The organism is Pseudarthrobacter defluvii (assembly GCF_030323865.1).
In the GTDB taxonomy this organism is placed as follows: domain Bacteria; phylum Actinomycetota; class Actinomycetes; order Actinomycetales; family Micrococcaceae; genus Arthrobacter; species Arthrobacter sedimenti.
Genome location: NZ_CP066362.1, coordinates 2267314 through 2280751, shown reverse-complemented (window position 1 = coordinate 2280751; position 13438 = coordinate 2267314). Strand labels below are relative to the sequence as shown.

14 protein-coding genes are annotated in these 13438 nt (G+C 66.8%); 5 read left to right on the top strand and 9 right to left on the bottom strand.

The annotated features are described in order from the left end of the window. Positions 1 to 21: 21 nt before the first annotated feature. The 5 genes from JCQ34_RS10510 to JCQ34_RS10490 all read right to left on the bottom strand — a co-directional run bounded on the left by JCQ34_RS10510 (position 22) and on the right by JCQ34_RS10490 (position 3669). Positions 22 to 1047 carry an alpha/beta hydrolase gene (locus tag JCQ34_RS10510; protein WP_286397418.1) on the bottom strand — a complete coding sequence of 342 codons (1026 nt, stop codon included), beginning with the start codon at positions 1045 to 1047 and terminating at the stop codon, positions 22 to 24. A gap of 30 nt (positions 1048 to 1077) precedes the next feature. Beyond that, on the bottom strand, positions 1078 to 1947 hold the full coding sequence (locus JCQ34_RS10505; RefSeq protein ID WP_286397416.1) for an HNH endonuclease: 870 nt from the start codon (positions 1945 to 1947) through the stop codon (positions 1078 to 1080). Between the two features lie 52 nt (positions 1948 to 1999). Further along, on the bottom strand, positions 2000 to 2194 hold the full coding sequence (locus tag JCQ34_RS10500) for a hypothetical protein (protein ID WP_286397414.1): 195 nt from the start codon (positions 2192 to 2194) through the stop codon (positions 2000 to 2002). Further along, the gene (locus tag JCQ34_RS10495) at positions 2191 to 2733 is read right to left on the bottom strand and encodes a hypothetical protein (protein WP_286397412.1); all 543 of its coding nucleotides are present in this window, start codon (positions 2731 to 2733) and stop codon (positions 2191 to 2193) included. The genes JCQ34_RS10500 and JCQ34_RS10495 overlap by 4 nt, the downstream gene beginning before the upstream one ends. An 84-nt stretch (positions 2734 to 2817) precedes the next feature. Next, positions 2818 to 3669: a universal stress protein gene (locus JCQ34_RS10490; RefSeq protein ID WP_286397410.1), complete on the bottom strand. Its 852-nt coding sequence runs from the start codon at positions 3667 to 3669 to the stop codon at positions 2818 to 2820. A gap of 103 nt (positions 3670 to 3772) precedes the next feature. Between JCQ34_RS10490 and JCQ34_RS10485 the strand changes: the two genes are divergently transcribed. Beyond that, on the top strand, positions 3773 to 5230 hold the full coding sequence (locus JCQ34_RS10485; RefSeq protein WP_286397408.1) for a DUF5129 domain-containing protein: 1458 nt from the start codon (positions 3773 to 3775) through the stop codon (positions 5228 to 5230). A gap of 254 nt (positions 5231 to 5484) precedes the next feature. Here JCQ34_RS10485 and JCQ34_RS10480 read toward each other — a convergent pair whose 3' ends face one another. Then, a complete protein-coding gene (locus JCQ34_RS10480; protein ID WP_286397407.1) occupies positions 5485 to 5757 on the bottom strand; it encodes a YegP family protein in 273 nt (90 codons plus the stop codon). Positions 5758 to 5910: 153 nt separating this feature from the next. After that, on the bottom strand, positions 5911 to 6657 hold the full coding sequence (locus JCQ34_RS10475) for a DUF4386 family protein (protein WP_286397406.1): 747 nt from the start codon (positions 6655 to 6657) through the stop codon (positions 5911 to 5913). Between the two features lie 161 nt (positions 6658 to 6818). Between JCQ34_RS10475 and JCQ34_RS10470 the strand changes: the two genes are divergently transcribed. Continuing rightward, entirely contained in the window at positions 6819 to 7172 is a 354-nt protein-coding gene (locus JCQ34_RS10470; protein ID WP_286397404.1) for a hypothetical protein, read from the top strand. Positions 7173 to 7235: 63 nt separating this feature from the next. On the opposite strand, the gene JCQ34_RS10465 is transcribed toward JCQ34_RS10470, so the two are convergent. After that, entirely contained in the window at positions 7236 to 7706 is a 471-nt protein-coding gene (locus JCQ34_RS10465; protein ID WP_286397403.1) for a GyrI-like domain-containing protein, read from the bottom strand. A 55-nt stretch (positions 7707 to 7761) separates the two neighbouring features. Further along, positions 7762 to 8124, bottom strand: a complete 363-nt coding sequence (locus JCQ34_RS10460) for a DUF5655 domain-containing protein (protein ID WP_286397402.1) — start codon at positions 8122 to 8124, stop codon at positions 7762 to 7764. Between the two features lie 248 nt (positions 8125 to 8372). On the opposite strand from JCQ34_RS10460, the gene JCQ34_RS10455 reads away from it, so the two are divergent. The 3 genes from JCQ34_RS10455 to JCQ34_RS10445 are packed head-to-tail and all read left to right on the top strand — an operon-like array spanning position 8373 to position 13412. Further along, a complete protein-coding gene (locus tag JCQ34_RS10455; protein ID WP_286397400.1) occupies positions 8373 to 10346 on the top strand; it encodes a heavy metal translocating P-type ATPase in 1974 nt (657 codons plus the stop codon). Positions 10347 to 10392: 46 nt separating this feature from the next. Next, positions 10393 to 10854: a universal stress protein gene (locus JCQ34_RS10450; protein WP_286397399.1), complete on the top strand. Its 462-nt coding sequence runs from the start codon at positions 10393 to 10395 to the stop codon at positions 10852 to 10854. Then, complete coding sequence (locus JCQ34_RS10445) at positions 10851 to 13412, top strand: cation-translocating P-type ATPase (RefSeq protein WP_286397398.1); 2562 nt, start codon at positions 10851 to 10853, stop codon at positions 13410 to 13412. Before JCQ34_RS10450 ends, JCQ34_RS10445 begins: the two co-directional genes overlap by 4 nt. Positions 13413 to 13438 lie beyond the last annotated feature (26 nt).

The following is a 13438-nucleotide window of genomic DNA, read 5'->3' as shown; positions in this document are numbered from 1 at the left end:
AGATAGCCCAGCCGGACGCACCTAGTCAGCGGCAGCGGGAGGACCGGCCACGTTGCCCACAAACGCATGGAGCCGCCGGTACACCTCCTGGGATTCGGGATAGCGGTAATCCTGTTGCCAGGTATGTTCGGTGTTGGCACTGGCCCAGGGGTAGATGAGGGCATCCACGGGAACGCCATGGTCCTGCAGCCGCGCGATGAAATTGAGGTTGGAACGGTAGAAGAAGTCGCGCTCGGAGGTGGTGACGAAGACCGGGGGGTGGTTCCCGTCCAGCCACTCGATGGGGGACAGATAGCCTGCTGCAGATCGCAGCCGTGCTGAGGTCAGGGGTGCCGTGGCCGGCAGCAGCATGCGGACGAAGTTAAGGCTGAGGACAAAGCCGCTTTCAAAGAACACCGAAAAATCAACGGCGCTGCAGTGCTGAACAAGCCCTTTCACATGCCCCGCGGGAACAGCCGGCAGCAGCGAGTAGTGCGCTGCCAGCTCTGGGCGCAGGCTGATGGCGGTGAGCAGGGCCGAAATCTGCCCGCCCGCGGAGTCCCCGCCCAGGACCAGGCGCGCAGGGTCCCCGCCGTACTCCCCGATATTCGCGGCAACCCAGGCAAGGGCGGCGTTCGCGTCCTCGAGCACATGCCCCATATGGAACCGCGGCGCATGCCGGTAGTTGACGTTGACCACCACCATCCCGCCCAGGGCCTGGTTGGCGCAGTACTTGGTCAACGCCGACTTGTCACCGGATGTCCATCCTCCGCCGTGGAAATAGACGTAGACCGGCAGGCCCCCGCCGCCCACCACCACATCTTCACCCGACTGATGTGCCAGGGGTGTCAGCACATCGAGCCGGTGGGCGCGCAAGCCATCGCCGACGTAGTCGAGGTCGTGGACATATGCCACCTCGGTGATGGGATCCGTGTTGAACCGCACCCGCTCCCGCGAGCTGACCGAACGCATCAGCAGCCGCCACGTCCACACAGGTACGCGACGCAACGCAGTCCTGGCCCGGCGGGCCAACTGGAATGCGCCACCGGAATCGGCAGCCACCGTCATGCCTCCATTTTACGGGCTGGTGGCCCGGGCCTATCCCTGCCCGCCTTCCATGATCCGCCGCGCATCCTCCTGAGCCCTCAGGGCCAGGGCTGTTACCAGCTCACCCCTCATCACCTGCCTGGAGGCGGAGTTCATGTTCTGCAGTTCGGACACCGTGCGCGGCGGGTTCATGCTGTGGGCCACCGCATGGCAGTTGGGGCACAGCGGAATGAGGTCTGCTATGGGGTCGAGCTGATATCCGCTGTGCAGCATTTCCGGCGGCACCACATGGTGCACGGCCAGGGCCTCAGGTGCGCTGCCACCGTACGCGGACTCGAATGAGAACCCGCAGGCCGCGCACGATGTGCCGTGAAACGCCAGGCAGATCCGCCGAGCGTCAGGGTCCCGTTCGAACCGGCTTACCTGGACAGTGCTCACAGCGTCCGGCGGCAAGGTCCCGCCACCCACCTCGGCACGGCCCGCCGTCGTGGGCCCGCAAGCACGCCAAAGCCGGCGCAGGGCAGGCTCGTACGACGGCGGCAGGGCCACCAGGGAGGGCCCGCCCGCCTTGGCCCAGTGGTCCCGGGGGAGGGCCTCGGCAAGGATGCCGGGCCGTATCTGTTCGCCAAGTGGAAGCAGTGCGTCAACGGCGAGGGCGATGAACCATTCCCCAGCTCCGGCCAGTTGGTAGGGTTCCGACACCACCACCGCGTGACCGATCAAACCAGCGCCCGCTTCGTTGCTGCCGTGCAGCAGGAGCCAGGCTTCCGTGCCCGGGCTGAGGCCAGGGCTGGCGTCCGGGTGCTGCTCCAGGCACCACCGCTCCACCGCCCCGCCGGATTCCGCGACGTGCTCGACGACCGCACGGTAGTCCCAGCGCAGAAGCTTGTTTGTGTCGCACCCGAGAATTACCGCAGCCACTGCGCACCGAACCCCACCACGCGCCGTCGAACGTCAAACACCGGGGCGGGAATTAGATCGGTTCCTTGGCCAATGCCTTGGTCTTGGCGGGCGTTTCGCGGCCCAGGCGTTGATCGAGGGTGACGCGCAGCCGTGCCGCGGCAACCTGGACACGGTGCTCGGCGGCCGTACCGGTTTTCTTGGCCGGCTTGGCTGCGGTGTTCCGGGGAGTATGGACGAAACGATGTTCAGGCGATGTTGCGCTCACGGTCCAACCTCCTTGGTACTGTCGTCATCCGTCATTCCATTCTCGCCTAAGTTGCCGCCGTCGTCCACGAAGGCCAGCTCCTGCCCCGGCCCGGCGTCCACCTGGCCATCGTCCCCGTTCTCCTCGCCGTTCTCGTCCCCGGACACGCTCTTCCAGGCGATATCGAACAACTCGAGTTCCTCGGTGCGGGCCAACTCGCTCCTGGCCAGGACCTCCAGGGTTGCCAGCCCCAGCGCCTTGGTCCCTTCATCCGGGTCCAACGCCCGGTCCAAGGCCCACTGGGTGCGGCGCCACCACTCCGCCCGGCTGTCCGCCTCGGTCTTTTGCCGAAGGGCATCAGCATCGGCTTCGCGCTTTTGATCCAGCGCCGTCTTGTCGGCGGCAGTGCGCTGCTTCAGGGTGCGCCAGTTGATGTAGAAGGCCAGCAGGGCGGCGACGAGGACGGCCAGGGGGCCCAACCCCGCAAGGATGACCCACCAGTCCGCCGGTCCGGAATGGACCACGACGTCCAGCGGGCCGGGGGAGGGAACAGGGGTCACCGGACCAGCTTAGGCGCCAGGTTCCGCCGGCAGCGGGCCGACACTCCACCCGCATTCCTTCCCATCAGCCGATGGGCGGCTGCGTCAACTGCCCCGGCGGGAGATGAGGACCGGGCCGTGGGCGTGGTGCAGGACCGCGTGGGCGGTGGACCCCATGGTTTCCCTGAGGATGCCCTGGCCTTGGGAACCCACCACCACTATCCGGGCTTCTGCGGAAGCCTGGAGGATGGCATGCGGGACCGAGCCGTCCGTAAGAACCTTTCCGTCAACGGTGATACCGGGTGCCGCAGCACGTGCATGGGTCAACGCGGACGACAGGATTGTTTGGGCCCCAGCGTCGGAGTCCGGCGTATCCGGGCGCCACGGGCCCGGGGGCCGGTGGCGGACATGGACTACCGTGAGTGGCGCCTTCCAGGCCGTCGCCAGGGCGCAGGCATCCTCCAGTGCTGCGGGGGAACCAGAGGCGTCGACGGCGGCAATGACCGGCCCGTCCGGGTGGAGGTCCTGCCGGATCACAGCGACGGGGCAGGCAGCGGTAGCCGCCAGTTCCAAGCTCACGGACCCCACCAACAGGCCCAGGAAACCGCCCAGGCCGCGGCTGCCGACAACCAGCAGTCTTTCGCCCGTGGAAACCTGGGCCAGAAGCTGCGCAGGCAGTCCGTGGAGCAGAGTGCTCCTGACCTGAAGGCCCGGAACCTCTGCTGCCGCATGGGCCACGCCCTCTTCCAGGATGGCCTGGGCGGACTGCTCCAGGCCGCTGCCGGACACGCCCGGAACCGGGCCGAGGTGCCTGGTAAGCAGCGGCCACATCGAACAGTGCACAACGTTCAGCGGGCACTTCACCGCCCGTGCGTGCCTGGCTGCCCAACGGACGGCGGCCGCGGCCTCATCCGATCCGTCGTAGCCGGCCACGACGGCTTTTGGCTCCTGAGTCACCTGACTGCGCTCCTGCCCGGACCGGCCATCACCCGCGGGACCTTCGGCCCTTTGGCAGCCCTGCTCCTTGGTTTCATCCTGATTCTAAGTAATGGGGAGGGATATGGGCAGCGTGGTCAGCCGGATTGCCGCGACGGTACTTGCCGTGGCTGCCCTCCTCCTGGGGTTCCCGGCCCCGGGCACCGCAGTGGCACCCGTCGCTGTCGTTGTGGAGGACACCGCAGGGGTGCTTGACCAGAACACCCTGCTGCCCGCCGTCGAACGCATCCAGTTTTACGAGCCCACCCGGGTCGCCGTCTTCACTTACAACGGAAAGGCGGAGGACAACCTCAATGAAGAGGTCCTCAAGTTTGCCCGGTCCAAACATCCCGAGTGGATCAGCGCCGATGGCCAGAAATGGGCCGACGGGCTGTTCATTTTTGCGCTCGACCCTGTGGGCCGCCATGTGGGGACCTACATGGGTGAGGACCGGAAGGTTTCGCTGGAACAGCGCAGCGACATCCAAGACGCGTCAAAGGACCTGTTCCGCGACGCCCAGTGGACTGACGGCACGGTGGCCGGCATTCGCCGTGCCGCCGAACTCATCAACCAGCCGTGGTACCGGTCGGCCGCGTTCCTGATCACGGCGTGGGTCACCGGCGGCATTGCGGCACTGGGTGCTGCCGCATGGTTAATCGTCCGCGCCGTGACCAGGAGCGCCTGCCGGAAACAGCTCGAACGTGGGGACCGCAGTTACTCCAACGTCAGCATGGACCTGGACGTGACGGAATTGAATGCCGGAACCATCCCCGAATCGTCCCGCTATGGGAGCCAGGTCCTGGAGAAGCACCGCACCTTCCTGAGCCGCTATGCCGCCGTCACGGAGCTGTCCAACCAGGTGCATGCGTTGGGCAAGCGGGCTCTAAGCAGCCGGAAGAACCTTAAGCTGGCCCGCCAGTTCGCGGACAGCGCCGCCGAACTGGATGCACTGGACGACGTCATCGCGGACAGCAACGCCCTGCTGAACCGCGCCGACACTTGGCCCACCGCCTGGGATCGGCAGCTTGCTCCGTTCCGCAAGGACCTGGCCGGACTGGAGCAACTCCTGGCCAAGCGGCACGGGCAAGGAGACTCCGCCACGGCCACCGCACTGCGGTCTTTTCGGGACGAAAGCCTGCGGGAGATCGAACGGTGGACGGCGGAATTGGCGGATGGACGGATATCACCGGAGAAGGCCTTGGACCGGCTTTACCAGGCACGTACCCGGCTCTCGCAACTGCTGGAGAACCACTCGGAAACAGTTATCCAGGGCTTTGCGAAGAATGAGCGGGAGGCGCGGCTGATGCGCGACCAGATGGAGACAGCGCACGAGGGCCTGGACCACCGCCGGCAGCGGACCTACGAACCAAGCATCCTGGGGACGGTCTACCCGTCGTACCAGTTTTTCTCGGTTGCCACCTTCAACTCCGGATTCAACACCGGGGTCAGCAGCGTAAATTCGGCCAGGGACGGCGGCAGCACCACCGGTTACGGCAGCAGCGGCGGCAGCTTTTCCGGGTCCGGCAGTTCGTCCAGCTTCTAGTTTTCCCTGGGGTTTTGACGGCTTTCGCGGGGGCCTGGGCGGCGCGTGGCGTTTGGCGCCGCGTTGCCAGCAAGCACACAGGAGTGGGGCCCATCGTCCTCGATGGGCCCCACTGACCTCAGCGGCTGAGCGGCAGTCCGTTCGCTGCAGTACAAGCGCTTCAGCTCATGCTGCGCCCACGGTGCCGAGCCTGCGGGCGCTGCGGTGGACGGTGTAGCGGAGGTGCGGGGCCGCTGCAGTACAAGCGCTTCAGCTCATGCTGCGCCCACGGTGCCGAGCCTGCGGGCGCTGCGGCGGACGGTGTAGCGGAGGTGCGGGGCCGCTGCGAGCACAATGCCTGGCGGCGGGGGCGCAACATCCCGGATCAGCCCGGTCCCTGCGCATTCGCGTACCTCAGCTATTGCTGCAGCCGCCTCCTGTTTGTCGGTGAATTGTCCGGAAACCGCCAAAACGTGCCCATCGGGCATCACAAGCCGGAACCGGATCAGCGAGTCTTCATCAACGAACAGTTCGAACGTACCTGCCATATGCCTTGTTCTCTCCTCAGGGTCCTGCCTGCGTCGACGTTGACGCGGACGGCGGCCTGGCCCGACTTCGGGTCCAGCAACCCGGAACGCACAACCCAGCTACGGTGCATCTTCCGGCCTGAATCCAGCTTCTCAAAGGGCCCGGCCGGCCTTTTAGGGACCAAAGTCCCTGACTGGCGGCGCCGGGGATGCTAGCCGGGCAGGCCGGGACAGGCGGATCAATACGATTCCGGTGGCAATGAACCACAACCAGAGCAGGATGCCGTAGCCCCAGTAGAAGTCGGGGACCGTGTGGCGAAGGGCCTCGCTGAGGACTCCCAAGGCACCGGTTCCAATACCGAGCAACGCCAGGTACTGCGGGAAGGGCGCCGCTGCCGCGAGCATTGCCAGTCCCATAAGGAGAATTCCGAGGGCAGAGAGGACTCCGGCGATGGCTGGTGTGTTGTTTTCGGCGATGATGGCTTCAGCGGCGGTGGCGTAGGCGCTGCGTTCACCATCCGTCGCGGCGGCCATGTAGCGGTCGCTGAGATAGACGAGGTTGAGGGACCCCCGGCTGCTGACCGGGATGGCAAGCAGGAGCGCCCAGGGAAGGGCGGCGAAAATCAGTGCTATCAGGGGCAGGCTCTTCCGGAAGGGCATCAGGGCCACGAAGAGGGCCGTGAAAACAAGGACCGGGAGGATGTTTGGCAGGATCCACAGAACCTGCTCGGCCACGTAGTTCGTTTTGTTGGCAGCAATGAACTCGAGGGTGGCAGCTCCGCCGCGCACCGGCGGGGGTGCCAGGAAGTCCAGCACCAGGGCAGCTATCAGCAGGAGGACGAACAGGATCGATGACGCCCCCGCCGCGAGATAGAGGAGGCCCCAACCCGGCTGGGCCCCGGGTGCACCGTGCCTTTTCATGCTTGGAGGCTGCCATTTAATCAGCGGGCCGGACAGTGCCGTTGGGCCCGGCTGCCATGTCCCGCGGCTGTTGCCGCCGGTGACCAAGGTCCCTGTTCGGTTATGCCGGCCCTTGGCAAAATTCGGCATTGAATACTGATTGCGGTCGACGGGAGGAAGGCATGCCGACAGAGGACGCACACGCGGGCAACGGCGCGGAGGAGCGGTTGCGGATAGAGCTGGAGGACGCGGCCTCCGTAAAGTGGTGGGCGCGAATCCTCTACACCCTTGGCTCGGAGTATGGACGCACCCAGCTGCGGTTTGTTGGCAGGATGGAGGACGGCCGAAGGCTCTATATCAGCGACACATTTCCCGGGCCGCCCCTGAACGCCACCGCTCCCGCAGAAGCCTGGGCTCCTGGCTTGCAGGCCAGCCTCAGCCAGCTCCGCGAAGAGATAGCCCGCGACGGCTGGACGGAAACCAGCCACGGGTTGCAGCCGTGGGACCTGGCCTTCACCCGCCGCAGGGGCTTATGACCTGGACGGCCGGCTCCGCGTAGCTTTCCCGGCCCCGCGTTCCCAAGTTCCAGGCCCACCGCCTCAGGCGATCGGCCAAACGACCTTGGTCTGCCACGTTGCAGGATCAGGCTGCTGTTCGGGATCGGTCAGGTAGTACTCCCACATACTCTCTGAAGGGGTGGCGCCGTCGGCTTCCATCCGTTCCCTGATGGCGTCGTAGGTGGTTCCCAGCGTGTCGTAAGGGCCGGTATGCACCGCTTCAAAGGCATCCGTGTCAGGGAGCGAACCGCTGGCCACTTCGCCTGTCCCCCGGAAGTCGCCGGAGATAGGGAACCCGGCTTCAACGTCTACGGTTTCGCCCGGCATGCCGTGGTAGCGTGCGAACGGTGGGCCGGCGGGCCTGGCGCCCTGCATCTGGACCGCAGCCATGACAGCGCCGAAGGCACGGCCGAAGAAGCTGGTCAGCGCGTCCATCGGGACCCTTTCACGCACTACGGCGACGGGTTGTTCGGTGACATGGATTTTTTGGGGCTGCTGGCCATTCTCAGTCATGGCATCAGCCTTGCCGTCCCGGCACCAGCCTGACAGGGCCATAGGACTCTAACCGTCAGCCCGCGGCGCCGTACGCTTCCTGCATCCAGGTGCGGACCTCGGCATCAAGTTGAGTGCTGTCCGTGAGTTCCAGGTGGTGCATCCAGATTTTGGCCGAAGGATGCACGATCTGCTTGAATCGCCGCGAGCCCAGGTCCCGCGGCAGTGCCAAGGACAGGACAAGCGGAACAGAAGACTTCACATAAACCCCGGGCCGCCAGAGGTACGCGAACCCGCGGCGCCGGCGGAAGGAAATTTGGCTTTTGCCCACCCTGATCTCATGGGGTCCCAGGCCCGCCGCCATCCGTTCGGCCGTCTCGTAGATCCCGAGCGCGGTGGGTGCTCCGTCGAAAAACTGCTCCACTGACCGGGGCTGCATCGACGAGTCCCGCCCTAAGCCTTGCCTGCGTTGATCGTTATGGCTTCCATCCGCGTTCCAGTATGAGTCCGTGCCAAGTCTGCGGCTCAAGCATGACCGCGGCATCGGTGCCGTGGGCAGGGCCGAAGGTCACGGGCCGGGGTGCAGAAGACAGGCCGGGGCCAAATGCCCTAGCCCCCCTGACGGCGGCAGGGTAGGTTCAGTTCCATGTGCGATGACCTTCACCGCCTCCTGCCGAAGGGTCCTGGATGAGGAAGCAGGCCTCCCCGCCCACGGCCACCGGCGGAGGTCCCGGCAGCCTTGACGCTGGAGAACCCGCAGGCTCGCCGGTGGAAAAGGCCTCGGGCTTCCTGAGGCGGTATCCCGTCGTCGCACTGACCCTTTTGGTGCTCGTGGCCTCACTGGTGCTGGTTCAGTTCGGCCTGGAACTGCAGGTCCGCATCCTTGCGTCGGCCTACGCGGCCGTTATCGTGGTGGCCCGTGCAGCCGGCATGGTCCGGTCGCTGCGCGAGGGCCGCTGGGGGATCGACCTTTTGGCCCTGATGGCCATTGCCAGCACGGTGGCGGTGGGAGAGTATCTCGCGGCCCTGGTGGTGATCCTGATGCTCACTGGCGGGGAGGCGCTGGAGAATTTCGCCCAGGGTCGCGCGGCGCGGGAACTGCGGTCCCTGCTGGACAGGGCTCCCCGCTTCGCCCACCGCGAGGAATCCGGCGCGGTTCTGGTGGACACCCCAATCGGCGAGGTCGCGCCGGGGGACATACTGGTGGTCCGCCCGTCCGAACTGGTACCCGTTGACGGTGAACTCCTGTCCGATTCAGCCAGCCTGGATGAGTCGTCGCTGACGGGTGAAAGCTTGCCGGTGGAACGCACCCGTGGGCAACAGTTGCTCAGCGGCGCCGTCAACGGAGTGGCGGCCATCCGGATGCGGGCAGCGGCCACCGCGGCCGACTCGCAGTACAGCCGCATCATCGCCCTGGTGGAGGAGGCCTCCAACAGCCGCGCCCCGGTAGTCCGCATGGCCGACCGCTACGCGGTGCCCTTCACCCTCCTGGCCCTGGCCATGGCGGGAACGGCATGGCTCCTGTCCGGCGAGCCGTTGCGCTTTGCCCAGGTCCTGGTGGTGGCCACCCCCTGCCCGCTGCTGATCGCGGCGCCGGTGGCGTTCCTGGCCGGTACCAGCCAGGCCGCCCACAAGGGCATCATCATCAAGAACACCAGGACCCTTGAACAGCTGGCGAAGGCACAGTCGGCGGTCTTCGACAAAACCGGTACCCTCACGTCGGGGCGTCCCGTCCTCGATGAGGTCAGGATGGCACCTGGCCATGGGGAGACGCTGGGGAGCAGGAAGATCCTCCAGCTCGCCGCTTCCGCGGAGCAGTACTCCTCGCATGTGCTGGCAGCTTCAGTGATCGAAGCCGCCCAGGCAGCCGGGCTCACCCTCCTGCCAGTGCAGCAGGCGACGGAAAACGCCACCCAGGGTGTGGAGGCCGTTTGTGACGGCCAACAGGTGGTGGTGGGCAAAGCCGGCCTGGTCCGCAGCTCATCCAGCGGATTCCGGGAGGCTGCGGTCCACAGCGGCCAGCTTGCCGTTCACGTGGCGGTCAACGGCGGGTACGCCGGTGCGTTGATCATGAAGGATCCATTGCGGGGCAACGCCGTGGATACGCTCGAACGCCTGCGCGGCCTCGGCGTGCAAAACACCATGCTGCTGACCGGCGATGCCCACGCCACGGCCGCCCACATTGCCGAGGAAGCCGGGATAGGGCGGGTCCAGGCGGAGTGCCTTCCCGAGGACAAGGTCAACACTGTTGCCGCCCTGGCGGAACGGCCGGTCCTGATGGTGGGCGACGGCGTGAACGACGCTCCTGTCCTGGCCGCTGCGGACGTCGGCATCGCGATGGGGGCCAAGGGCGCCACGGCTGCGAGCGAATCGGCGGACGTGGTGATCATGCTCGATGACCTGTCCAAAGTGGCCCAGGCCGTCGCCATCGGAAAGCGCACAGTGGCTGTTGCCCTGGTGAGCATCTGGACGGGGATAGGGCTAAGCCTTGTCCTGATGGCCATCGCCATGACCGGGTACATTCCCGCCGTCGCCGGCGCGCTCCTTCAGGAACTGGTTGACCTGGCCACCATCCTGAACGGTCTCAGGGCGCTCCACGGTGCTGATAAGAAAGCCGGGGCCGGCCGGAAACCCGGTCCACGGAGGCTGCCGGCGGCATGACTTTCGGCCCTTCCCAACCCAAGCTGCAGCCGGGAACGTGGTGACCATGAATGCAGAAACAGGAGCCAAGCCGGTCATTGTGGGTGTGGACGGGTCCGAATACTCCTCCGCGGCCCTCCGCTACGCGGGCACACTGGCAGCCCGCCTTGGCGCCCGGCTCGAGGTCATCTCATGCATCGGGATGCCGGACTACCTGGTGATGTCGCGGCTTGAGGGGGCGGATCGGCAGTTCACCGCAAGGCTGGAGGATGCTGCTGGGCGCCTGGTGGAGGATGCCCTTGGCCGGGCGTTTTCCGGTGACCGGCCGGACAACATCGACGTGTCCATCAAGTTCGGATCACCGGCGAAGGTGCTGGTGGACGAGAGCCGGCGGGCACAGATGCTGGTGGTTGGACGGCACGGCGAAGGCGGCCTGCTCAAGTCGTCCATGGGTTCCGTCAGCAGGGCCTGCGCTGCCCACTCCAATTGTCCCGTGCTCCTGGTTGGGCAGGAGGCGGACGCTGTGTGAGGACCGCGGAGGGCCTCAGCTCTGAACAGGCCGCGCAGCTCCTGAAGCAGGCGGGCCCCAACCAGCTTCCCGCGGAGAAACCCGTTCCGCAGTGGCGGAAGCTTTGGGGCGAAATGACGCACTTCTTCGCCCTCATGCTGTGGTGCGCCGCAGGGCTGGCCTTCATCGCGGACATGCCGCAGCTCGCCGTGGCGATCATCGTCGTCGTCATTGTCAACGGGGTCTTCGCGCACATCCAGCAGGAACGCGCGCAGCACGCCGCCGCCAGGCTGCGTGGCCTGCTGCCCGCCGACGTGGTGGTCCGGCGGGACGGGAAGGTGCGCAAGGTCCACGCCAGTGAGCTGGTGGTCGGTGACGTGGTGCTGCTCGCTGCCGGCGACCGCGTCCCGGCGGACACGGTGCTGCTGTCAGCAGCGGCCTTCGCGGTGGATGAATCCATGCTGACCGGCGAAAGCGCCCCGGTGCCGAAAATCGCAGGTGACCCGGCCTGGGGCGGCACCTTCCTGGTCAACGGTTATGGCGAGGCCTCAGTGTCGGCAACAGGTACCGGAACCAAGCTCGCCGGGATCGCTGCCCTGACCAGTAGGGCGGTTCCACCCCCCACGCCGCTGTCACAGGAACTGCGCCGCATCGTCCGCGTCACCGCCGGTATGGCCCTGGGCATCGCGGCGGTCTTCTTCCTTGCATCGCTGCTGGTGGGCTTCCAATGGCGGGACTCGTTCCTGTTTTCCATCGGCGTTGCCGTAGCGCTGGTCCCGGAGGGCCTCCTCCCCACCGTCACGCTGTCGCTGGCCATGGGAGCACAGCGCATGGCAGGCCGCAGCGGGCTGGTCCGGAACCTCGAAGCAGTCGAAACCCTGGGCTCAACCACCTTCATCTGCACCGACAAAACCGGGACCCTGACGCAGAACCGGATGAACGCCGTCGAAGTCTTTACAGCGGCTGGTCCTGTCCAGGTGACGGGCCAGGGATATGCTCCCGACGGCGGTGTCCAGGGAAGCGGGGTGGAAGGGGCTGCCAAGGTGGCGCTGGCTGCGCGTACGGCTTCGCAGGGCCGAGCCGAGTTCCACGACGGACAGTGGCGGGCGCAGGGCGACCCCATGGAGGCGGCGATGGACGTCCTGGCCCGCAGGGTGACAGGCACTGAGGCCGGCGCTGCCCCCTGGCGCCGGTTGCCGTTCGATCCCGTGCGGCGCCGCGAATCGGCCCTCCTGGGGGCGGACCTGTTCTGCAAAGGCGCTCCCGAAACCGTGCTCCCGGTCTGCGAAGCCGTGCCCGGCCCGGTCAAGGAACAGGTGGAGGTGATGGCCGCACGCGGGCTGCGCGTCATCGCTGTTGCCCGGCGCCAGCTTGCAGGAGCACCGGAGGCCTGGCAGTCCACTCCAGCCTTGGAGCTTGAAACAGGCATGGAACTCCTGGGCCTGATCGGACTGCAGGACCCGCCCCGGCCGGATGTGGCCGACGTGATCCGCACGGCGCGGCAGGCGGGACTCAGGATCGCCATGATCACCGGCGACCACCCAGCTACGGCGGCGGCGATTGCCCGCCAGATCGGGCTGACCGGCAGCCCCGAACTGGTGCTGGAAGGCGCGGACCTGCCGGAGGACGACCAGATCCTGGGCGCACTTTTGGACCGCGACGGAGTGGTGGTCAGCAGGGTCTCGCCCGAGCAAAAGCTCCGCGTGGCCAAAGCGCTGCAGGCACGCGGCCATGTCGTGGCGATGACCGGCGACGGCGTCAACGACGGCCCGGCCCTCCGCGAAGCCGACATCGGTGTGGCCATGGGCCTCAGCGGAACAGACGTGGCGCGTGAAGCCGCGGATCTGGTTCTCCTTGACGACCATTTCGGCACCATCGTGGCCGCCATCGAACAGGGCAGGGCCACCTACGCCAACATCCACCGGTTCCTCACCTACCACCTCACCGACAACGTGGCGGAACTGACCCCCTTTGTCATCTGGGCACTGTCCGGCGGCCGGTTCCCGCTGGCCCTGGGGGTACTGCAAATCCTCGCCCTGGACATCGGCACCGATCTGCTGCCCGCCCTGGCCTTGGGTGCCGAGCCGCCCGGCAGGCGTATCCTGGCACGTCCACCCGAACGGCGGCACCTGATGGACCGGCAGTTAATCATCCGGGTCTTCTGCATCCTGGGCCCCGTCGAGGCCGCCATGGAAATGGCGGTGTTCTCCGCGGTCCTGGCCGGCGGTGGGTGGAGCCGGGGCCAAGTGCCGGAGGCAGGGCTCCTGATGGCTGCCTCCGGTGCCGCCTTTACCGCGGTCGTCCTGGGGCAGTTGGCAAACGCCTTCGCTTGCCGGAGCGCCACGGTGCCGCCCTGGAAGCTGGGCTGGGGGACCAACAGGCTCCTGGTCTGGGCCGTGCTGGCTGAGCTGGCCATCCTAGCCGTGTGCCTGTACATCCCCTACCTCGCAACACTGCTGGGCCAGGCACCGCCACCCCCGGCAGGCTTCCTGCTGGCGCTCCTGGCGGCCCCTGCGGTCCTGCTGGCGGACTGGATCCACAAATCCGCGCGCCGGCGGCTGCGGCGGAGCAGGACCTAAGACTCTGCAGGCCCCCGCCGGTCAAG

Excerpts from the sequence above, each read along its gene's own strand:
- JCQ34_RS10510 (WP_286397418.1), bottom strand. The coding sequence starts at position 1,047 with ATGACGGTGGCTGCCGATTCCGGTGGCGCATTCCAGTTGGCCCGCCGG.
- JCQ34_RS10485 (WP_286397408.1), top strand. The coding sequence starts at position 3,773 with ATGGGCAGCGTGGTCAGCCGGATTGCCGCGACGGTACTTGCCGTGGCT.
- JCQ34_RS10480 (WP_286397407.1), bottom strand. The coding sequence starts at position 5,757 with ATGGCAGGTACGTTCGAACTGTTCGTTGATGAAGACTCGCTGATCCGG.
- JCQ34_RS10475 (WP_286397406.1), bottom strand. The coding sequence starts at position 6,657 with ATGAAAAGGCACGGTGCACCCGGGGCCCAGCCGGGTTGGGGCCTCCTC.
- JCQ34_RS10470 (WP_286397404.1), top strand. The coding sequence starts at position 6,819 with ATGCCGACAGAGGACGCACACGCGGGCAACGGCGCGGAGGAGCGGTTG.
- JCQ34_RS10465 (WP_286397403.1), bottom strand. The coding sequence starts at position 7,706 with ATGACTGAGAATGGCCAGCAGCCCCAAAAAATCCATGTCACCGAACAA.
- JCQ34_RS10460 (WP_286397402.1), bottom strand. The coding sequence starts at position 8,124 with ATGCAGCCCCGGTCAGTGGAGCAGTTTTTCGACGGAGCACCCACCGCG.
- JCQ34_RS10455 (WP_286397400.1), top strand. The coding sequence starts at position 8,373 with ATGAGGAAGCAGGCCTCCCCGCCCACGGCCACCGGCGGAGGTCCCGGC.
- JCQ34_RS10450 (WP_286397399.1), top strand. The coding sequence starts at position 10,393 with ATGAATGCAGAAACAGGAGCCAAGCCGGTCATTGTGGGTGTGGACGGG.